At 70.4% G+C, this 18882-nt stretch carries 19 protein-coding genes and 3 pseudogenes; 7 read left to right on the forward strand and 15 right to left on the reverse strand.

The genetic code is table 11. The features are described 5' to 3' along the window. Positions 1 to 101: 101 nt before the first annotated feature. The gene (locus tag AB0N06_RS28545) at positions 102 to 1325 is read right to left on the reverse strand and encodes an NADP-dependent malic enzyme (protein WP_366137555.1); all 1224 of its coding nucleotides are present in this window, start codon (positions 1323 to 1325) and stop codon (positions 102 to 104) included. A gap of 522 nt (positions 1326 to 1847) precedes the next feature. On the opposite strand from AB0N06_RS28545, the gene AB0N06_RS28550 reads away from it, so the two are divergent. The 3 genes from AB0N06_RS28550 to AB0N06_RS28560 are packed head-to-tail and all read left to right on the forward strand — an operon-like array spanning position 1848 to position 4535. Further along, positions 1848 to 2798 carry an ABC transporter substrate-binding protein gene (locus AB0N06_RS28550; RefSeq protein WP_366137556.1) on the forward strand — a complete coding sequence of 317 codons (951 nt, stop codon included), beginning with the start codon at positions 1848 to 1850 and terminating at the stop codon, positions 2796 to 2798. A gap of 28 nt (positions 2799 to 2826) precedes the next feature. Beyond that, a complete protein-coding gene (locus AB0N06_RS28555; RefSeq protein WP_366137557.1) occupies positions 2827 to 3777 on the forward strand; it encodes an amino acid ABC transporter permease in 951 nt (316 codons plus the stop codon). Continuing rightward, positions 3774 to 4535 (forward strand): amino acid ABC transporter ATP-binding protein, encoded by a 762-nt coding sequence (locus tag AB0N06_RS28560; protein WP_366137558.1) that lies wholly within the window; start codon positions 3774 to 3776, stop codon positions 4533 to 4535. The genes AB0N06_RS28555 and AB0N06_RS28560 overlap by 4 nt, the downstream gene beginning before the upstream one ends. A gap of 70 nt (positions 4536 to 4605) precedes the next feature. Here the strand turns inward: AB0N06_RS28560 and AB0N06_RS28565 are convergent, their stop codons facing one another. From AB0N06_RS28565 to AB0N06_RS28575, 3 genes are all read right to left on the reverse strand, one after another. Further along, a complete protein-coding gene (locus AB0N06_RS28565) occupies positions 4606 to 5373 on the reverse strand; it encodes a hypothetical protein (RefSeq protein WP_366137559.1) in 768 nt (255 codons plus the stop codon). Next, complete coding sequence (locus AB0N06_RS28570; RefSeq protein ID WP_366137560.1) at positions 5370 to 5858, reverse strand: SigE family RNA polymerase sigma factor; 489 nt, start codon at positions 5856 to 5858, stop codon at positions 5370 to 5372. Before AB0N06_RS28570 ends, AB0N06_RS28565 begins: the two co-directional genes overlap by 4 nt. Positions 5859 to 6201: 343 nt before the next feature. Continuing rightward, positions 6202 to 6963, reverse strand: coding sequence for a class I SAM-dependent methyltransferase (locus AB0N06_RS28575; protein WP_366137561.1), 762 nt, complete (start codon positions 6961 to 6963; stop codon positions 6202 to 6204). A gap of 95 nt (positions 6964 to 7058) precedes the next feature. Here AB0N06_RS28575 and AB0N06_RS28580 point away from each other — a divergent pair, with 95 nt between their 5' ends. Continuing rightward, positions 7059 to 7688, forward strand: a complete 630-nt coding sequence (locus tag AB0N06_RS28580; protein ID WP_366137562.1) for a CGNR zinc finger domain-containing protein — start codon at positions 7059 to 7061, stop codon at positions 7686 to 7688. Here the strand turns inward: AB0N06_RS28580 and sodX are convergent. Then, a complete protein-coding gene (sodX, locus tag AB0N06_RS28585; RefSeq protein ID WP_366137588.1) occupies positions 7592 to 7996 on the reverse strand; it encodes a nickel-type superoxide dismutase maturation protease in 405 nt (134 codons plus the stop codon). The two genes, AB0N06_RS28580 and sodX, sit on opposite strands and share 97 nt — an antisense overlap. Positions 7997 to 8192: 196 nt before the next feature. Here sodX and sodN point away from each other — a divergent pair, with 196 nt between their 5' ends. Then, entirely contained in the window at positions 8193 to 8588 is a 396-nt protein-coding gene (gene sodN / locus AB0N06_RS28590; RefSeq protein ID WP_266981604.1) for a superoxide dismutase, Ni, read from the forward strand. Positions 8589 to 8595: 7 nt separating this feature from the next. On the opposite strand, the pseudogene AB0N06_RS28595 reads toward sodN, so the two are convergent. Both AB0N06_RS28595 and AB0N06_RS28600 read right to left on the reverse strand, forming a co-directional pair. After that, positions 8596 to 9252, reverse strand: a pseudogene (locus AB0N06_RS28595) (site-specific integrase); the annotation flags it as partial. A gap of 279 nt (positions 9253 to 9531) precedes the next feature. Continuing rightward, positions 9532 to 10998 carry an MFS transporter gene (locus tag AB0N06_RS28600; RefSeq protein ID WP_366137563.1) on the reverse strand — a complete coding sequence of 489 codons (1467 nt, stop codon included), beginning with the start codon at positions 10996 to 10998 and terminating at the stop codon, positions 9532 to 9534. A 100-nt stretch (positions 10999 to 11098) separates the two neighbouring features. On the opposite strand from AB0N06_RS28600, the gene AB0N06_RS28605 reads away from it, so the two are divergent. Beyond that, entirely contained in the window at positions 11099 to 11710 is a 612-nt protein-coding gene (locus AB0N06_RS28605) for a TetR/AcrR family transcriptional regulator (protein WP_358859758.1), read from the forward strand. A 256-nt stretch (positions 11711 to 11966) separates the two neighbouring features. On the opposite strand, the gene AB0N06_RS28610 is transcribed toward AB0N06_RS28605, so the two are convergent. From AB0N06_RS28610 to AB0N06_RS28620, 3 genes are all read right to left on the reverse strand, one after another. Next, entirely contained in the window at positions 11967 to 12878 is a 912-nt protein-coding gene (locus AB0N06_RS28610; protein ID WP_366137564.1) for an NAD(P)H-binding protein, read from the reverse strand. After that, complete coding sequence (locus tag AB0N06_RS28615; protein ID WP_366137565.1) at positions 12875 to 13237, reverse strand: DUF952 domain-containing protein; 363 nt, start codon at positions 13235 to 13237, stop codon at positions 12875 to 12877. Before AB0N06_RS28615 ends, AB0N06_RS28610 begins: the two co-directional genes overlap by 4 nt. 178 nt (positions 13238 to 13415) lie before the next feature. Continuing rightward, positions 13416 to 14432 carry an NAD-dependent epimerase/dehydratase family protein gene (locus AB0N06_RS28620; RefSeq protein ID WP_366137566.1) on the reverse strand — a complete coding sequence of 339 codons (1017 nt, stop codon included), beginning with the start codon at positions 14430 to 14432 and terminating at the stop codon, positions 13416 to 13418. Between the two features lie 253 nt (positions 14433 to 14685). On the opposite strand from AB0N06_RS28620, the gene AB0N06_RS28625 reads away from it, so the two are divergent. Beyond that, positions 14686 to 15141, forward strand: coding sequence for a group II truncated hemoglobin (locus AB0N06_RS28625; RefSeq protein WP_366137567.1), 456 nt, complete (start codon positions 14686 to 14688; stop codon positions 15139 to 15141). 18 nt (positions 15142 to 15159) lie between these two features. Here the strand turns inward: AB0N06_RS28625 and AB0N06_RS28630 are convergent, their stop codons facing one another. The 5 genes and pseudogenes from AB0N06_RS28630 to AB0N06_RS28650 all read right to left on the reverse strand — a co-directional run bounded on the left by AB0N06_RS28630 (position 15160) and on the right by AB0N06_RS28650 (position 18748). Then, complete coding sequence (locus AB0N06_RS28630) at positions 15160 to 15519, reverse strand: GntR family transcriptional regulator (RefSeq protein ID WP_366137568.1); 360 nt, start codon at positions 15517 to 15519, stop codon at positions 15160 to 15162. Positions 15520 to 15521: 2 nt separating this feature from the next. After that, complete coding sequence (locus AB0N06_RS28635) at positions 15522 to 16493, reverse strand: DUF1648 domain-containing protein (RefSeq protein ID WP_366137569.1); 972 nt, start codon at positions 16491 to 16493, stop codon at positions 15522 to 15524. A 128-nt stretch (positions 16494 to 16621) separates the two neighbouring features. Next, positions 16622 to 17290: a DUF6304 family protein gene (locus AB0N06_RS28640; protein ID WP_366137570.1), complete on the reverse strand. Its 669-nt coding sequence runs from the start codon at positions 17288 to 17290 to the stop codon at positions 16622 to 16624. A gap of 68 nt (positions 17291 to 17358) precedes the next feature. Then, a pseudogene (locus AB0N06_RS28645) lies at positions 17359 to 17520 on the reverse strand (GNAT family N-acetyltransferase); the annotation flags it as partial. A 185-nt stretch (positions 17521 to 17705) separates the two neighbouring features. Continuing rightward, positions 17706 to 18748 (reverse strand): annotated as a pseudogene (locus AB0N06_RS28650) (family 2 encapsulin nanocompartment cargo protein polyprenyl transferase). Positions 18749 to 18882 lie beyond the last annotated feature (134 nt).

Genomic DNA, 18882 nt, shown 5'->3' on the forward strand with positions numbered 1-18882 from the left:
CGGCTCCACCGGCGGAGGCACCCGTACCGCCGACGACGTCCACCGCCAGATCAAGGGTTTCGCCTCGACCGGCGCCGCGGCCCCCGGTGAGGCGACTCACCTCAGCGGCGCGCCACACCCTCCGCGCGTGCCGCCGCGGCAACCGCGGCCGTCACCGCGGGAGCAACCCGCTCGTCGAACGGCGAGGGAATCACGTAGTCCGCCGCCAGTTCGTCCCCCACCACATCCGCCAGCGCGGTCGCCGCGGCGATCTTCATGCCCTCGGTGATGCGGGACGCCCGCACCTGCAGCGCACCGGCGAAGATGCCGGGGAAGGCCAGCACGTTGTTGATCTGGTTCGGGTAGTCCGACCGGCCCGTCGCCACGACCGCCGCGTACTTGTGCGCGATGTCGGGGTGGACCTCCGGGTCCGGGTTGGCCATGGCGAAGACGAACGCACCGGGCGCCATCGACGCGACCGCCGCCTCCGGCACCGTACCGCCGGAGACGCCGATGAAGACGTCCGCGCCGACCAGTGCCGTCTCCAGCGAACCGGAGATGCCTGCCTTGTTGGTGATCTCCGCGAGCTCACGCTTGACGTCGGTCAGGTCCTCGCGGTCCCGGCTGACGATCCCCTTGCGGTCGGCGACGGCGACGTCACCGAGCCCCGCCTCCAGCAGGAACTTGGCGATGGCCACCCCTGCCGCCCCCGCGCCGGAAATGACGCCGCGCAGGTCACCGAGGGTCCGCCCGGACAGCTTCGCGGCGTTGCGCAGCGCTGCCAGGGTCACCACGGCCGTACCGTGCTGGTCGTCGTGGAAGACCGGAATATCAAGCCGCTCCTGCAGCCTGCGCTCGATCTCGAAGCAGCGGGGCGCCGAGATGTCCTCCAGATTCACCCCTCCGAACGACGGTGCGAGCCGGACGACCGTCTCCACGATCTCGTCCACATCGGTCGTCGCGAGCGCGATCGGCACCGCGTCGACCCCGCCGAACTGCTTGAAGAGGATCGCCTTGCCTTCCATCACGGGCAAGGACGCCTCCGGTCCGATGTCTCCCAGCCCGAGCACCGCGGTGCCGTCCGTCACGACGGCGACGACCTGCGACTTCCAGGTGTAGTCGTGAACCAGCTCGGGATTCTCCGCGATGGCGCTGCACACCTTGGCAACGCCTGGCGTGTACGCGAGGGACAAATCATCCTTGTCACGCAGCGGGACGGTGGCCTGCACGGCCATCTTCCCGCCGCGGTGGAGCGCGAAGGCCGCGTCGAACGGCTCATCGGTGGCGCTCCCGGTATTGCTGTCAGTCGTGCTGTCGCTGCGAGGATTGACGATCTCCGCTGCCATGGTGATGACCCCTTAAGTCTTCTTTGTCTGAGGGTGGCCACTCCTGGTTGAGGAGGGGTGGGCGGGCACCACGTCCGTTCCCTGCGCAGAGCGGTTGGCCCGCTCCGGCAGGGGGAGGTACGTACGCGCGGGCGCGCCGCACACGCGCCCTGAGCCCCGGATGAGGGGTGTAGGTCTTTCATACCGGACAGACCGCATCCTGGACGAGTTCACATCGACGCGGTGACGTGCCTCATAGTCGAATACCTGGACAAGTCGACTAATCAACCAGATATCTGTCCACCAGTCGAGACGCGCCGAAAATTCTCCGGCCGGAAGAAGAAAACCCCATAGAAGGTCCGGCCTTGATGTACCGGCCTGCTGAGGTTCGGGGATCGCCCGTTACCCGATTTTGACATGACTGGCCCCCTGTTTGGGCTAGTCCGAATGGCAAGATGCCGTAACCATACGAGGCAGCGACATCCGACGATGTGCGCCATACCGCCTGGCAACTGCACCCTCACCTGCCGGAGGAACCCGATCATGACCGCTCGCACCACCCGTCGTACGACCGCAAAGTCCCGGATTGCTGCGGTCTGCGCCATCGCGGTCGCCGGCACCATGCTGCTGACCGCCTGTGGCGACCAGACCAAGCCGTCCGCGTCGCCGAAGAGCTCCTCCGGGGCGTCCTCCCCCGCCGACCTCCTGCCGCAGGACATCAAGGCCCAGGGTGTCATCAAGGTCGGCTCGGACATCGCGTACCCGCCGGTCGAGTTCAAGGACAAGTCCGGCAACGTCGTCGGCATCGACCCCGACCTCGGTGCCGCGCTGGGCAAGGAGCTCGGTGTGCGCTTCGAGTTCGAGAACGGCACGTTCGACACGCTGATCTCCGGCCTGCGCGCCAAGCGCTACCAGCTGGCGATGTCGGCCATGACCGACACCAAGGACCGCCAGGAAGGCATCGACTCCGAGACGAAGAAGAAGGTCGGCGAGGGCGTCGACTTCGTCGACTACTTCTCCGCCGGTGTCTCGATCTACACCAAGAAGGGTGACGACAAGGGCATCAAGACCTGGTCCGACCTCTGCGGCAAGAAGATCGCCGTGCAGCGCGGCACCGTCTCGCACGACCTCGCCAAGGCCGAGTCCAAGAAGTGCACGGGCGGCAAGACGATCGCGATCGAGTCGTTCGACACGGACCTGGAGGCCCAGACCCGGCTGCGCAGCGGTGGCGTCGACGCCGTCTCCTCCGACTTCCCGGTGGCCGCGTACGCGGTGAAGACCTCGGGTGGCGGCAAGGACTTCCAGATCGTCGGTGAGCAGGTCGAAGCCGCTCCGTACGGCATCGCCATCGCCAAGGGCAACGACCAGCTCACCAAGGCCGTCCAGGCGGCCCTGGACGCGCTGATCAAGAACGGCGAGTACGGAAAGATCATCGCGAAGTGGGGCGTGGAGGCCGGAGCGGTCACCGAGGCCAAGATCAACGGCGGATCCTGACCGGGCCCCGTACTGAAAGGCTTCACCTGTGACTGACATCGAGAAGACGGGCCCGGCCGGTGAGCCGCCCGTCTCCCCCACTCCGCCGGCCGGACCGGAGGCGATCAAGGCCATCCCGGTCCGGCACTACGGCCGGTACGTCTCGGCGGCCATCGCCATCGCCGCGCTTGTCGCGATCATCTACGCCTTCTCGCAGGGCAAGATCAACTGGGGCGCCGTCCCCGACTACTTCTTCGACGACCGGATCATCAGGGGCGTCGGCCAGACCCTGCTGCTGACCGCGCTGTCGATGGTCATCGGCATCGTCGGGGGCATCCTGCTCGCGGTGATGCGGCTGTCCAAGAACCCGGTGACCTCGTCCATCGCGTGGTTCTACATCTGGTTCTTCCGCGGCACCCCGGTCCTGGTCCAGTTGTTCGTCTGGTTCAACCTGGGTCTGGTCTTCGAGTACATCAACCTCGGGCCGATCTACAAGGACTACTGGTCGAGCTTCATGACGCCGCTGCTGACGGCGCTGCTCGGCCTGGGCCTCAACGAGGCCGCCTACATGGCGGAGATCTGCCGTGCCGGTCTGCTCTCGGTCGACGAGGGCCAGACGGAGGCGTCGCACGCGCTGGGCATGAGCCACGGCAAGACGCTGCGGCGCGTCGTGATCCCGCAGGCGATGCGGGTGATCGTGCCGCCGACGGGCAACGAAGTCATCAACATGCTGAAGACGACGTCGCTCGTGTCCGCGGTGCAGTTCACCGAACTGTTCCGGTACGCCCAGGACATCGGATCGTCGTCCGGAGCCCCGGTGGAGATGTACTTCCTCGCCGCGGCCTGGTACCTGATCATGACGTCGGTGCTGACCGTGGGCCAGTTCTACCTGGAGCGGTACTACGCGCGGGGTTCGAGCCGCAGCCTGCCGCCGACCCCCACACAGAAGATCCGGGCCAACCTGCTGTCCCTGGGCCGTCCGTCGGGAGGTATGGCATGACCGCCATGGTGAAGGCCGAGGGCGTCCACAAGTCCTTCGGCGCCGCACACATCCTCAAGGGCATCGACCTGGAGGTCGCCCCGCGGGAGGTCTTCTGCCTGATCGGCCCGTCCGGTTCCGGCAAGTCGACGTTCCTGCGGTGCATCAACCACCTGGAGCAGATCAACGCCGGCCGGCTCTACGTCGACGGCGATCTGGTGGGCTACCGCCAGAAGGGCGACAAGCTCTACGAGCTCAAGGACACCGAGGTCGCCCTGAAGCGCCGGGACATCGGCATGGTCTTCCAGCGGTTCAACCTCTTCCCGCACATGACGGCCATCGAGAACGTCATGGAGGCCCCGGTACAGGTCAAGGGCGAGGCGAAGGCCGTCGCCCGAGCCCGCGCGGAGCGGTTGCTGGACCGGGTCGGCCTGGCCGACAAGGCGAAGAACTACCCGTCGCAGCTCTCCGGCGGCCAGCAGCAGCGGGTGGCGATCGCCCGCGCACTGGCCATGGAGCCGAAGCTGATGCTCTTCGACGAGCCGACGTCTGCGCTCGACCCGGAGCTGGTGGGCGACGTCCTGGACGTCATGCGCGGGCTCGCGGAGGACGGCATGACGATGGTCGTCGTGACCCATGAGATGGGCTTCGCCCGGGAGGTCGGCGATGCGCTGGTCTTCATGGACGACGGGGTGGTGGTCGAGTCGGGCCACCCCCGCGACGTACTGACGAACCCGCAGCACGACCGGACGAAGTCGTTCCTGTCGAAGGTGCTGTAGCGGCACGGGGATGCCGCGAGGGCGGTACGGACTCCGGTCCGTACCGCCCTCTCCCGTATCCGGACCCGGACTACTTCTTCGGCAGCAGCTCCGGGCTCAGCATCAGCGTGCGCAGTTGGGCACGCGTGAGCGGGGTGTTCTTGAGCAGCGGCCCCTGCGAGGTGTCGGCCCGGAAGCCGGTGCTGTCCCGGACGGCCAGCAGCCCACCGTCCTTCAGCGTGAGCCGGCCGACGAGCTCGAAGCCCCACTTCGGCGTACCGCCGTAGTTCATCGAGTCGCTCCAGATGGTCAGCACCCGGCCGTCCGGCAGTTCCTCGCGAACGCAGTCGGTCGGACGCCGCTCCCCGTTGGTCGGCTTGCAGAGGTCGTCGGCGGGAGCGGATCCGTCGAACTTCTTGCGGACCTGCTCGCCGCTCATGGCACCGATGACGAGGTAGCCGACGCCCCCATTCCTGCGGACGGCGTACTGCCCGTCCAGCGGCCCCACCGGATGCTCCTTGGCCTGCTGCGGAGTCGCGTGCTTCATGATCACGGCGAGTGAGACCTGCTCGACCGAGCCCACCCCCTTGGGCAACAGCTCGACGAGCTTCTTCGCCCGGCCGCTGTCGCCGGCCGGTTCGGCGGGCGCAGCCACCGAGGCCTGCTCCTCCTGCGGCTGCTCGGCCAGCCCCGGGACCGCGACCGCTCCGGCCGTGCCCACGGCGAACGCGGCCGCCGCGACCGTCGCCCGGCGCCGCCACCGCACCCGGGCGGCCTTCGCGTACACCCCTTCGGTGCTGATGACCGGCTGCCCCGCGTGCTCGGCGGCCCGCCCCAGCAGCTCCCTGACGTCGCTCATACGTATTCCTCCGCCATCTCGGCGCGCAGCGCCACCAACCCCCGAGCCGCGTGGCTCTTGACCGTGTTCTCCCGCATCCCGAGCATGTCGGCCGTGGCCTCGACGCTCAGGTCCTCCCAGTACCGCAGCACCAGAACGGCCCGCTGTTTGGCCGTGAGCCGGGCGAGGGCCGCCCGCACCGCAAGGCCGGTGTCCGGGTCGGGCGACCGGCCCGCGCGGTCGGGCAGTTCGCCGTACGCCTCCTCGCGCCGCCAGAACCGGCGGCGGGCGGCGATGAAGGTGTTGACCAGCGTCTTGCGCGCGTACGCCTCGATGTTGTCCAGCCGCCCGTGCCGCCGCCCGCCGAGCACGACCTTCACGAGGGTCGACTGGACCAGGTCCTCGGCCTCGTGCCGGTCACCGCAGAGCAGATAGGCGCTGCGGAACAGTGCCGTACGTCTGCCCTCGACGAAGGCGTGCAGCGCGGCTTCGTCATCGATCCGCATCGTCGGCGCCCCTTCCCGGGTCCGCGGGTGCGGACCGTCTCACCCTTCCAGTGCGCCGGGGTGCGCGGCGGGTTGCAGCAGGGGCGGAAAAGTTCGGGGCGGTACGGACCGGAGTCCGTACCGCCCCATGTGACGCATGGTGCAGCCCTTAGAGGGCGCGCGGATGGGTGGGGTGGAGGAAGGAGCGGGGCGAGGGGCAAGCCTGGCAAGGCGGAGAAGGGAGGCGACGCGGAGGGGGCCCCTCCCATGCCTTTCGGGCCATGGGGGAGTCGTCGACCGACGACAACGCCGCCAGGCGCCGCCCATCGGCACGCGACGCCGCCCCACCTATGTGCGCGCCCTCTTACTTCACGGCGAGCACCAGGGCGTCCGACGGGGAGGCCCAGACGGCCCGTGCCTCGCCGAAGCCCGCTGCGCGCAGGGTGTCCGCGTGCCACCGCACGGACGGCATGTCGCCGTCGGCGTGCTCGCCGTAGATCTCGTACCGCTCGGCGGTCGGTCCGGCGAGGACCGGGTCCTTGGCCGCGAGGGCCCACCAGTCCGCCCAGTCGAGGGCTCCTGCGGCCTTGGCCCGGTCCATCCCGGCGTGACGGTGGGCGCGTTCGGCCGCGTTGATACGGGGGGTGTCGGTGTCGATCATGTGATCGGCGTTCATGAACACCCCGCCGTCCCTGACGACTCCGCTGAGCTGCCCGTAGAGCGTGGCGAGCGGTTCGCTGTGCAGCCAGTGCAGGGCGGTGGCGGTGAGGACGGCGTCGTAGGTGTCGTACGGCAGCCGGTCGGCCCAGGCGCGGTCCTTGAGATCGGCCGTGACGAAGGTGACGCGCTCGTCGCCGGCGAAGGAGCCGCGGGCGATGGCGAGCAGCGCCGGGTCGAGGTCGACGCCGGTACTGGTGGCCTCGGGGAACCGCTTGAGGAGCCGGTCCGTAATACTTCCCGTACCGCACGCGAGGTCGAGCACCCTCGGCCGGGGCCCGACGAAGGCCTCGACCATGTCCAGCATCACCCGGAACCGTTCCTCGCGGTCGGGCATGTACCACTCCTGCTGGCGGTCCCAGCTCTGCTGCCAGGCCTGCCAGTCAGTGCCCGTCGATGTCTCCGTCACCCGAACCCCTCCACTGCGTAATACCCTCGAAGCAGAATCGACCGTTACATCGGTCACCGCGTCCAGACCTTAGACCGACCCCGTAAGGACTACAAGTGGAACTGGCCTATTACTCGGACTATGCGGTGCGCCTGGTCAACACCGAGGAGCCGGCCCGCAACAAGGACGTCCTCACCTCCGTCGAGGCGGTCCGCGATCTGTTCGGCGCCAACGGACAGGCGGCGAGGCGAGCCACCGACGCGGACGTGACCCGCTTCCGGTCGGTACGGGCACGGCTGCGCGCCGTTTTCGAGGCGGCCGACATCGGCGACGAGACGCTCGCCGTCGACCTGTTGAACTCGCTGCTGCTGGAGTTCCCGGTCAGCCCGCAGATCTCCGGCCACAACACCCGCGACGCGGACGGAAAACCGGACTGGCACATGCACCTGGCCGACCACCCCTCGAACGCGACGGCCGGCTACGCCGCCATCGCGGCGATGGGTCTCGCCTTCCACCTCACGTCGTACGGGGTGGACCGGCTCGGGCTCTGCGAGGCCGCGCCCTGCCGTAACGCGTACCTCGACACCTCGACCAACCGGTCCCGGCGCTACTGCTCGGACCGCTGCGCGACCCGCGCCAATGTGGCCGCCTACCGGGCCCGCAAGCGCCTGGAGACGGAGCGCGCCGCCGACACCGGCCGCAGCGCGGAGACCGCCCAGGCCAGCACCGCACGGGCCGAACGCTGATCCTTCCTCAGCGGCCGGTAGCGGGCCCGGACCCGGGCCAGCACCAGATCTTCGGGCACCGTCCCGTAGTCCGTGCTGTCCCCGCCCGCGAACGTGTTGTCGGCCAGCACCCACCAGCCGCCCGCGCGGCGCTCGGTGGCCCGCTTGACGACCAACAAGTCCTGTTGGAACGGGTGGCGCAGGACGACCACGTCACCGGGGCGCACCGGCGCCCCGTACTGCACGAGCAGCCAGTCCCCTTGATAGAGCGTGGGCACCATCGACGGCCCCGTCACCTCCACCACCTGGAACGGCAGCCGCCCCGCCATGCCCCGCACGGGCTCCTGCGCCAACTCCGGCACCTCCGGCATCTCCGGCACCTCCCCGGTCCGTTCCGTGCATTCGACTACTGGTCCCATACTCGCCCTGGACTTTTGGCCTAAGCCCATGGGGGCACCCACGAAAACACGTCCCTCACGGAGTAATGTCCCACCTGAGAAGACGATCACGAGGAAGGACAGCTCAATGCTTTCCCGCCTGTTTGCCCCCAAGGTGAAGGTCAGCGCCCACTGCGACCTGCCCTGCGGCGTGTACGACCCGGCCCAGGCCCGCATCGAGGCGGAGTCCGTCAAGGCCGTCCAGGAGAAGTACCAGGCCAACGAGGACCCGCACTTCCGGGCCCGCGCGGTGGTCATCAAGGAGCAGCGCGCCGAGCTTGCGAAGCACCACATCTCGGTGCTGTGGAGCGACTACTTCAAGCCCCCGCACTTCGAGAAGTACCCGGAGCTGCACCAGCTGGTCAACGACGCCCTCAAGGCGCTGTCGGCCGCGAAGGCCTCCACGGACCCGGCGACAGGCCAGAAGGCGCTGGACTACATCGCCGAGATCGACAAGATCTTCTGGGAGACCAAGAAGGCTTGATCTTCGATCATGCCGCTTGACCTGCGATTTCCTTGGTCGCCTGGTCATCCTGTCCGCACCCGGTCCGCAGGCCGCCAAGAACGGCGTCCATCACGGACCGGGTGCGGTCTTCTTCGCCCGGCCACAGATGCGCGTAGATCCGCAGCGTGATGACAGCGGACGCATGGCCGAGGACCAGCTGCACCTGTTTGACGCTCGCCCCGCCGCCGACGAGTGCGGAGGCGTAGAAGTGCCGCAGGTCGTGGGTCACCATGTGCGGCAGCGTGAAGGGCTTACGGCCCTCGCTCCCCGCCGCCTCGTCCTCCAGCGCCTGGAGTGCCTTCCGGGCGCAGTTCCATTCGGTCTTCCAGCGACGGTAGTTGAGCGGCTCGCCCTCCCCCATCGTGAACAACCACTCCCTCGACGGCCGCGCGGCGAGATGCCCAAGGAGCGCGTCGGTGGCGATCTCGCCGACGGGGACCGTGCGCCGCGACTTCGCAGTCTTCCGCGGACCGATCTTCCCAGACCGGAGACGCTGCCGGTCGACGCGGATGGTGTCGGCCTTGAAGTCGACGTCCGACACCATCAGGCCGAGCAACTCGCCTATTCGCAAGCCTGATCCGGCGAGTGTGACGATGGCCGCGCGGATGTACGGCGGCATCACCCGCGCCATCGCCTCGACCTGCTCAGCGAGACCCTGTGCAGAGCGAGGGACGCGATGACCGCCCGCCCCGTGGGGCCGACCTCGGCCAGCTCCGCGGACGTTACTTCAACTTCGGACATCTCCCCTGTCCTTACCAAGCGAACGACCGGGCGCCGGTGAGGCACCCCCTCGGATTCTTACGGAACCTGTTGAGGATCACAGTCCTCCAGCGAGTCCCCACAAGGCGGGCAGCGGCCACGGTGTCGCTGAACGGGCGAACGGCCCGGCAGCTCCCCCGATTCGGTGGGTCGGCACGGCTGGTCACCGGCCGGCGGCTCCCGCGCGCCGCCGGGTTCCCAGGAACGCGCCGGCCAGCAGCGAACCCGTCAGCGCCAGTGCGGAGTTGACCAGGATCGCGACCGTGACTCCGGAGAGGACACCGGTGGGGCCGGCGTCGCCGAGCGAGGTCATCCGGGCTGCGGCGACGGCACTCATGACCGGGATGCCCATGGTGATGCCGACCTGCTGGGTCATCGTGGCGAGGCCGGTGGCCAGGCCCTGTTCGGTGTCGGGAAGGCCGGAGGTGGCGGTGACCATGAAGCCGACGATCATCAGCATGTTGCCGATGCCGCCGATGAAGGTAGCGGCGAGGAGGAGCCAGATCCAGGCACCGGAGGTGCCGAGGGTGACCAGGGTGAGCGTGGCGGCGGCCTGGACGATGCCGCCGCCGACGATGGTGGCCCGGGCCCCGTGGCGGCCGACGGCGCGGCCGCCGAGGGTGCCGCCGATGACGGTGCCCAGGCCCAGGACCCCGAAGGCGAATCCGGTGGCGAGGGGCGAGTAGCCGAGGACTTCCTGCAGGTAGAGGGTGAGGAGGAAGACGAGGGAGGTCTCGGTGGCGAAGGCGATCAGTCCCGCCGCGTTGCCCCAGATGACGCTGCGTCGCCTCAGGATCCGTACCGGTACGAGGGGCGTCGCGGCCCGCTTCTCGACGAACCAGAAGGTGACGAGAAAGGCGACGCCTGCGAGGAGTGCGGCCAGGGTGGCGGGGGTGGTCCAGCCGGTCTCACCGGCCTGGGTGAGTCCGTAGACGAGGGCGAGGAGTCCGCCGGTGACGGTCACGGCGCCGGGGATGTCGAGCCTGGGCCGCTCGGTGGGGCGCGAGTCGGTGATGACGGACGGAGCGAGAACGAGGACGACCAGGGCGACGAGGGCGTTGATGAAGAACGCCCAGCGCCAGGAGAGCAGGTCGGTGAGGAGTCCGCCGAGAATGGCTCCCGCGGTGAACCCGGCCGACATCAGGGCGCCGTTGAGACCGAGGGCGCGCTCGCGCAGCGGGCCCTCCTTGAAGGCCGTCGTCAGCAGGGCGAGCCCGGCCGGAGTGACGGCCGCGGTGGCCAGACCCTGCAGCACGCGCGCGGAGAGCAGAACTTCGGGCGAGGCGGCGAGTCCGCCGAGGAGGGAGGAGGCGCCGAGGACGGCCATCCCGCCGAGGAACAGCTGCTTGCGCCCCACGATGTCCGCGACGCGCCCGAAGAGGAGCGTGAAGCCGGCGGCGGCGAGTGCGAAGGCGGTCGCGATCCACTGGAGGCCGGCGAGGGAGAAGCCGAGCCCCTTGCCGACGACCGGCAGTGCGACGTTCAGGATCGAGAAGTCCACGGCGATCATGAACTGGGCGCCGAGAAGAAGGGTGAGGACGAGCTTCTGCCGCCCGGTCATGCGGATCCCGGGCTGTGCGGAGGCGGCGGCTTCGACCGTCGGTGACGGGGTTGTGCTGGGTGCGGGCATGAGTGCCTTCCTCAGGCAGGAGTTTTAACGGTTCCACGGTTCCGTTAAGGTGGGGTCACCGTAGCAGGAGAAGCCCGTCTAATGGAACTGGAGACCCGTTATGACTTCTGAGGGTGTGGAGCCAGGCACCGTCCGGCCCGGTGGACGTACCGCCCGGGTCCGGGAATCCGTCCTGCGGGCGGCGGGCGACGCCCTGGTCGAGCACGGCTTCGACGGCCTCGACCTCGCCGATGTCGCCCGCCGTGCGGGGGTCGGCAAGACCACCGTCTACCGGCGCTGGTCCACCCCCACCGGTCTCATCGCCGATCTGCTCGACGACATGGCCGAGCAGTCCTCTCCCCGGACGGACACGGGTTCACTGATCGAGGACCTCAGGGCCAATGCGCTGCTCGTGGTGAAGACCCTGACCGACCCGCGCCAGGGCCCGCTCTTCACGTCGGTGATCGCCGCGGCGACGTGCGACCCGCGCACCGCCGAGTCCCTGCACCGCTTCTACGCGATCCGCGTCGAGGAGTGGGCGGGCTGCGTCACCGCGGCCCTGGAACGCGGCGAGCTGCCCGCGGGCACGGACCCCGACGAGGTGATCCGCGCGGTCTCGGCCCCGCTCTACTACCGGCTGCTGGCCAGCGGCGCTCCCCTCGACGCGGCGGCCGCCGATCTCGCCGCCGAGGCCGCGGCAGCCGCGGCACGGGCGGGCGTGTACGTGAGGTGACGCGGTGCGCGCCGGGCGGGCGCTGCGCCGCGCTTCCTCACCACTGACTGCGCAGCCTCACCGCGCACGAGTGGCCGGCGCCGTGCGCCAGGGTGATGGTCTCGGTCGCCAGGCGCGTTGGCCGGCGCTCGGGATCGGCAGAGCGGTCGCGAAGTCCTGGTCGTCCTTGGGACGCCGGGACTTCACCTTGTGCAGCAGCTGCACCTGCAGGACACCGGTCCGGTCCGGCCGGCGTCCCGGCCGGACCGCCCGGAGTTCAGTCGGTCCTGAGCAGGTGCCGGTAGCTGTCCGGATGCTCCCGGAGGTACGTGGCCAGGTTCTGCGCCGGACGGCCGGTCAGACGCGGTACGGCGTCCGAGACGGTGGCCATCTCGCCGGCCGCGATCGCCTCGTACGACGTCACCCAGCCGGCGACCTCCCAGTCCGCCGCGCCGTACTGCGCCCGTGACGCGTATGCCTCCTCCCGGGTCTCCGGGTGGTAGGTGATGGTCCGTCCGGTGGCCCGGCTCAGTTCCACGGCGGCTTCGGCGAGGGTGAATGCCTCCGGTCCGGTGAGGTCGTACGTCACCCCGTCGTGGCGGGTGTCCGCGCTCTCGGTGCCGGCCAGCAGGACGGCCGTCGCCGCGTCCGCGATGTCCTCGTGCGCCACCGCCGCGACCCGGCCGTCGCCGCCCGGGCCGCGCAGCACTCCGTCCGACCCGGTCATCGCCGGGATCCCGGCGAGGTACCAGCTGTCACGGAGGAAGGTGTAGCGCACCTCGGAGACACGGATGTGCGCCTCGGTGTGCCAGTGATCGCGACCGAAGGTGAACGTGGCGTCGGGTGCGGCACCGAGGAAGGACAGGTACACGATGCGTTCGACACCGGCGGCGACCGCCGCGTCCACGGCGGTGGTGTGTTCGCGTACCCGGTCGGGGCTCTCGTGCGCGGAGACGAGGAACAGGGTGTGCGCCCCGGCGAGCGCCCGGCGCATGGCCGCCCCGTCGCCATAGGAAGCGGGTGGAGCGGCGGCCGCGCCGGGCAGGTCCGGCAGCCGGGACGGGTCACGGCCCAGCAGCCGCACGGGGACGCCGGCGCGCACGAGCCGCTGGGCGACGTGGCCGCCGACTGCGCCGCTCGCTCCGGTGACCGCGATGATCGGGGCATCGGTGGCGGGTGTGGTGTTCATGCGGGGCTGCCTTCCTCGCGCGGCCAGGGACGCACCTCCACGACCGCGTCCACCGGGACGGGGCCGTAGATGTGCGGAAACTCCTCGCCGCCGGGCTCGAACGACTCGTACCGCACGGGCACGGAGAGCCGCGCGGGGTCGATGACGAGCACCACCAGGTCGGCCGGGGTCTCGGCATCGGCCGGGGCCCCGGCGCCGTACAGCATCTCGGCCACGCCGGGGAGCTGGTGGGGCAGCGAGCAGTGGATGAAGCCCTCTTCGTGCAGGGTGCGGCCGCGGGTGGACATCTCGTACGTCCCGATCCCGCGGGCCGCCTCCCACAGAGGGCCTTCGGTGAGGTGCAGAAGGAGTTCGGCCATGGGGCCAAACTAAGGGGTGTCCCGTGATCCCTGGCGCAGCAGCGCGCGGCGTCACATGCGGTACATCGCAAGGCGGAGGGGCGTCCGCATACTCCGCCGGGGCCGGGCGGCGAACAGCCGCCTTGCCACGCCGGGACGGTGGACGCCTCTGCGACCGCCCGGCCGTGCCGACGGCGGCTCAGTCCGTCAGCAGCTTCGCCTCGGTCTCCGGGTCCAGTCCCACCGCGGGCCGGTCCGGCCGCTGCGGCGCCGCGCCGCCCAGCCCGCACAGCCAGTCCCAGGTGTCCGTGACCGTCTCCTCGACCGGCCGGCAGCGCAGCCCGGCCGTGAGCGCCCGGCTGACGTCGCCCTGGTGCACGGCGTCGTACAGCTCGCCCGGCGGCAGCCAGATCGGCAGCTCGCTCCATGGCTCGACGCCCGCCGCGAGGATCTTCTCGGCGGCCGTCCAGCGCAGTTCGGCGCCGGAGCCGGTGGCGCGGACACAGGCGTCCAGCAGCTCACCCATGGTCGTGTGCCCCGGGCGGCTGACCACGTTGTACGGTCCGTGCAGTCCGCGTTCTGCCGCGTCCAGCAGCCAGTTGGCGAGGTCGCGGGCATCGATGTACTGGAGCGGGGTGTCCGGTGCCCCCGGGGCCAGTACCGGTCCGCCGCGGGCGATCCGCTGCAGCCACCACGGCAGCCTGCCGATGTTCTCCCACGGCCCGAGGATCAGTCCCGCCCTGGCCAGCAGGGCGCGGTCGCCGAACGCGTCGAGTGCGGCCAGTTCACCGCCGCGTTTGGCCAGCGCGTACGGGACGTCCGCCCCGGCGTCCGGCGAGGCCCCTCCCACCAGCGGGCCGTCCTCGGGGAGTCCGGCCGGGGCGGGGTGGTCGTACACCGAACGGCTGGAGACATAGGCGTACTGCCCGGCACGGCCGGCGAGCAGCCGGGCCGTGTCCCGTACGGCCGAGGGGGCGCCGCTCCAGGTGTCGACGACCAGGTCCCAGGTGTGCGCCCCTCCCTCGCTCTCCCCCGCGGCGGCGGCGAGCGCCACGAGTCCGTCGGCGCCGGTGCGGTCGCCGAACAGCTCTGTGACGCCCGCCGGGGGTGCGTGACGGCCGCGATGGAACACGGTGACCTGCCAGCCCCGTGCGAGCGCCGCCTCGGTGACGGCGCGCCCGACGAATTCCGTACCGCCCAGGATCAAGAGCCTCATGGGACCGACTCTGCCCGCAGCCGGGGCAGTTGGGAACAACTCCTCGCTCTGGGCGGAATCGGCGGGGTCCGGGCGGGGCGTCAGAGCACCCGCGCGAGCGGGCCCCGTGCGGCATGCGGGAAGGGGGACGGAACGGGTGAACGGGTGCCCCCGCTTGATGCGCCGACAGCGAACGGTCCCGGCGGGGCCGAGCCCCCTGATGGATGCTGGGCCCAGCGGTCCGCGAGGGTCGGGCCCCCATGGAGGTACCCGCGTGAGCGAGCGTCCGGAAACGCTGTACAAGGCCGTCGGCGGTATCGGCGTACTGCGCCGGCTGAGCAACACCTTCTACGACGAGGCGCTGGCCGACCCGCTGCTCGCCCCTGTCTTCGCGGGCTTCACCCCGACGCACATCGAGCATGTCGCCGTGTGGCTGGCCGAGATCTTCGACGGCCCCGCCGACTACACGGCGAGGCTCGGCGGCCACCAGGCCCTGTTGCGCACCCACCTCGGACTGTCGATCACCGAGCCACAGCGGCTGCGCTGGATGGAGCTGATGACGGCGGCGGTCGACAAGGAGCTGCCGGACGACGAGCTGCTGCGCCGCCGCGTCGTCGAGTACTTCGACTGGGGCACGAAGATCGCACGCGATGTCTCGGCGTCCCCGGCCGGCGAAGACCTCGGCGATCCCGGGCCGACACCGCGCTGGGGATGGGACGGCCTGCGCTGACTCTGCCCGCAACGTCCTTTATGTGCGGTCGAGTTCGGTACGGATCAGGGCCAGCAGTTCGTCCTCCGTCATGCCCAGCTCGCGTGCGTCCGCGACCACCTTGCGTACGTGTTCCAGCAGCCGGGCGCGGTGCGGCGAGGCGCCGCCGGTGACGACCGCACCCCGGCCCCGGCGCAGCTCGAGCAGCCCTTCCTCGCGGAGCTGCTGGTAGCCGCGGAGCACCGTATGGACGTTGACACCGAGGGACTCGGCAAGGACCCGGGCGGCGGGGAGCCGCTCGCCCGAGACCGCTGCCCCGTCGGCGACGGCCCGGCGGACGCAGGCCGCGATCTGGTCGCCGAGCGGCACGGTGGAGGTGGGATCGACCCGGAAGAGCATGGTCAGTGCTCCGCCCGGCGCCGGTCGATCAGGGTGTTGAGGAGCGCGGCACCGGTCGCGGAGTCGTCGACGGTCACCGCGAATTCCCGCCCGTCCACCAGCCTCGCCACCATCCCCTCGCCTGAGCGGATCATGACCCCAGTCCGTCCGGGCCGGATGCGGTAGCCCCAGCCGCCGTACTCCGCAAGGGCGTTGATGTCCCGGCTGGTCGCCGCCTCGATCCGCTCGAGCGGCACCCGGATGCGCGGCCAGGGCAACATCCCGGAGACGGTGATGCCCCGCCGGTCCACGCTCACGTACGGCCGGGCGAAGCTTGCCGGCACCATGCCGACGATCAGCAGCAGAACAGCGACGGACCAGTTGCCGACGAAGAAGAGGACGACTCCGAGGACGAGGAGTCCGAGCGCGACGAGCGGCAGCCACCAACTGTCGGCGCTGCGCGCCCATCCGGCGACCTCCCCGTCGGCGAGCACGATGCGTTCTCCGTCCATGGCCTCCGCGGAGCGGTCCGGCTGCTGCGGTACGGGGCCCAGTGCGGCCAGCACGAATCCGAGACCGGCGGCGAGTGCGCCGGCACCGAGGGCGGCGGCCAGCTGCCACATCGGGAACGACACACCCGGCGCACCTTCGCCGGCATCCAGGTTCACGATCAGCACGGCGGCCATCAGATAGCCGAAGAATCCGGCGAAGGCGTATCCCCCGGCGACCAGCAGGCGGTAGGCCCGGCGGGAGAAGTTCTCCTTCACCATCATGGTGGCCCACAAGGCGGCGGTCACCACGAGCAGGACGACGGTGACGAGGACGTACGACGTCCGGCCCGCATGGCCGTTCGCCTGCCCGCCGGCCTCGAAGTGGCTGGCCAACTGTCCGGGCAGCCGGTCGCGGAACGCGGCCAAGAGGGCCAGGTCGACGATGAGCGCGAGCAGGAACGGCAAGGCGACCAGGATCGCGCAGCGGGCATTCTTACGGTTCATGAAAACCTCCTTGTTCGCATGCTAGTAGAACAATGAGGTGCCGGTAAAGCGCTGTGCCCCGCACCGGGAAGGTTCATCCGGTACAGGGCACAGCGCGTCGGCCGGCATGCCGTCGGGCGAGAGAGTGGTCAGGCGTGTTCGAGGGGGAACGCGCCGCGGTGTCCGGTGCCCGAACCCTCCGCCGGGCGCGCCTCGAACTCACGGCAGCTCCAGATCTCCTGGACGAATCCGGTCCGCCGGTCCCACAGACCGATGACGTCGTCCTCGCCCGCCGCCCCCCGGTACGCGTCCTTGGCACCCCGGAAACAGGCGAGGCCACCGGACAGTCCACGGCCGGGCGCCGGGAAGTAGTCCGAGAACGCACAGGCGATGCAGGTCTGCAGACGGACTCCGGGCGGCAGGATGCGCTGGATCGTGGCGAGCGCGGTGGCGAAGTCGCACTCGGCTCGGCGCGAACCGTAGACCGCGCCGCCGAAGTGCAGCTCCAGATGGAGATCGGCGTCGGGGCGGCGCAGCGACAGCAGGCAGCTGAGGGTGGCCTGATGGACCATGCCGTCCGAGATCACCGGCAGTGGCAGGTCCCACTCCAGCACGCAGTCGGTGAGCGCGCCGTCCGCCAGGGCGAACATGCCGCTCTCCGGCTGCGTTCCGGGGACCGGTCCGAGGTCGTCGAAGCTCTCGCCCTCGAAATCGACGCCCCGGATCCGGATGCGGAGTTGCTGTCCGTCGGTGGTGAGGATGATGGCGTCGGAACCCTGGCGGTCCCGATACCAGCCTGCCCATGACTCGTCTGTCATGGGCAGGGACTGTAGCCCGTGCCCGTCGGCGTCCCCCTGCCGCCCTCCGCTTGCGTGCCGATGGGGGCTCAGCCCGCCTGCGGTTCCCGCCACATGGGCCACATTGCCGGGCCGTCCGGAAGGTCCACGGTCGTGCCCATGAAGATGAACCCGAGCCGTTCGTAGAGTCGGCGGCTGCGCGCGCTGCTCGCCTCCAGATAGGCGGGAACGCCGTCGCGGTCGCAGCGCTCGGACCTGCTCCCGGTCCGCCGCGTCCGCCTGCCGCATCCGTACACCCATGCCCGGCTCCCGCCCTCACACGCCCATGAACTCGCGCGACCTCAACCGAAGAGACCGACCGGCACAGAATCTCAGAGTTGGAGCCATACGGGTCCGGTGGGAGCCCGGCCGGTCCCCGCCGCCCTCCTCCCTCCGGTCAGTGCGTCCGACGGGTGACGAACTCCGCCAGGGCCAGCAGGTCACCCGCCGCGGTCAAGTCGGGAACCGCCCGGGACAGATGGTGGACGGCGCGGGCCATTCGGTCCCCCGCGCAGGCCTGTGCCCAGTCCCGGCCGCCGGCCCGGTCGACGGCATCGGCGGCGCGGCTCACCTCGTCGGGCGTGTTCATGGAGCCCCGGTAGAGCCCGGCGAGTTCGGCCGCGGCCGGGGTGTGGGAGGTCAGTGCGGCGACCACCGGCAGAGACTTCTTGTGGGCGGCGAGATCCGCCCCGACCGGCTTCCCGGTCTGCATCGGGTCCCCCAGATGCCGATCAGGTCGTCGATGAGCTGGAAGGCGAGACCCGCCTCCCGGCCGAAGCCGTCCATCGCGCCGACCGCCCGCTCCCCCACCCCCGCGTACAGCGCGCCGAGCGCGCAGGCGCAGCCGAGCAGGGCGCCGGTCTTGGCTGTGGCCATGGCAAGGCACTCGTCCAGCGATACCTCGTCGGGGCCGCGTTTTTCGAAGGAGCAGTCCGCCTGCTGACCCGCACAGAGTTCGATGACGCAGCCGGCGAGCCGGGCCGAGGCGCGCGCCGACACCGGGCGGGAGTCCTCGGCGAGCAGCCGGTGAGCGAGGGCGAGCATGGCGTCGCCCGCGATGACGGCGGCCGGGATACCGAAGACCGTCCAGGCCGTGGGACGGTGTCTGCGGGTCCGGTCCTCGTCGATGACATCGTCGTGCAGGAGGCTGAAGTTGTGGACCAGTTCCACGGCCACGGCTGCCCGCACCGCCCGCTCGGGGTCGCCGCCCAACGCCCTGGTCGCGGCGAGGACGAGCGCGGGTCTGATCGCCTTGCCGGCCTGCCCGCCGGCCGCGGAGCCGTCGGCGTGCTCCCAGCCGAAGTGGTACATCGCCACGCGCCGGATGGATCCGGGCAACGATTCGACCGCGGCCCGCAGTTGTGGGTCTACGAGGTTCCGGGCACATTCCAGGAGCGCCGCGGCCTCGTTGCCCTCGGTGGCGGCGTCCGTACTGATCATGGTCACAGGCTCCCCCTGGGGCACCCTCTGACCGGGGTGCGCCGGCTCGGGGCACCCCGGTCAGGCGCACCCCCGGACCGGGGGTGTGGGTGGTTTCGGTGAGCACCCGGGTCCGGAGCAATCCGGACCCGGGG

The organism is Streptomyces sp. NPDC051020, assembly GCF_040683105.1.
In the GTDB taxonomy this organism is placed as follows: domain Bacteria; phylum Actinomycetota; class Actinomycetes; order Streptomycetales; family Streptomycetaceae; genus Streptomyces.

Coding starts and splice junctions, on each gene's coding strand:
- AB0N06_RS28545 (WP_366137555.1), bottom strand. CDS start 1,325: ATGGCAGCGGAGATCGTCAATCCTCGCAGCGACAGCACGACTGACAGC.
- AB0N06_RS28550 (WP_366137556.1), top strand. CDS start 1,848: ATGACCGCTCGCACCACCCGTCGTACGACCGCAAAGTCCCGGATTGCT.
- AB0N06_RS28560 (WP_366137558.1), top strand. CDS start 3,774: ATGACCGCCATGGTGAAGGCCGAGGGCGTCCACAAGTCCTTCGGCGCC.
- AB0N06_RS28565 (WP_366137559.1), bottom strand. CDS start 5,373: ATGAGCGACGTCAGGGAGCTGCTGGGGCGGGCCGCCGAGCACGCGGGG.
- AB0N06_RS28570 (WP_366137560.1), bottom strand. CDS start 5,858: ATGCGGATCGATGACGAAGCCGCGCTGCACGCCTTCGTCGAGGGCAGA.
- sodX (WP_366137588.1), bottom strand. CDS start 7,996: ATGGCGGGGCGGCTGCCGTTCCAGGTGGTGGAGGTGACGGGGCCGTCG.
- sodN (WP_266981604.1), top strand. CDS start 8,193: ATGCTTTCCCGCCTGTTTGCCCCCAAGGTGAAGGTCAGCGCCCACTGC.
- AB0N06_RS28600 (WP_366137563.1), bottom strand. CDS start 10,998: ATGCCCGCACCCAGCACAACCCCGTCACCGACGGTCGAAGCCGCCGCC.
- AB0N06_RS28605 (WP_358859758.1), top strand. CDS start 11,099: ATGACTTCTGAGGGTGTGGAGCCAGGCACCGTCCGGCCCGGTGGACGT.
- AB0N06_RS28610 (WP_366137564.1), bottom strand. CDS start 12,878: ATGAACACCACACCCGCCACCGATGCCCCGATCATCGCGGTCACCGGA.
- AB0N06_RS28615 (WP_366137565.1), bottom strand. CDS start 13,237: ATGGCCGAACTCCTTCTGCACCTCACCGAAGGCCCTCTGTGGGAGGCG.
- AB0N06_RS28620 (WP_366137566.1), bottom strand. CDS start 14,432: ATGAGGCTCTTGATCCTGGGCGGTACGGAATTCGTCGGGCGCGCCGTC.
- AB0N06_RS28630 (WP_366137568.1), bottom strand. CDS start 15,519: ATGCTCTTCCGGGTCGATCCCACCTCCACCGTGCCGCTCGGCGACCAG.
- AB0N06_RS28635 (WP_366137569.1), bottom strand. CDS start 16,493: ATGAACCGTAAGAATGCCCGCTGCGCGATCCTGGTCGCCTTGCCGTTC.
- AB0N06_RS28640 (WP_366137570.1), bottom strand. CDS start 17,290: ATGACAGACGAGTCATGGGCAGGCTGGTATCGGGACCGCCAGGGTTCC.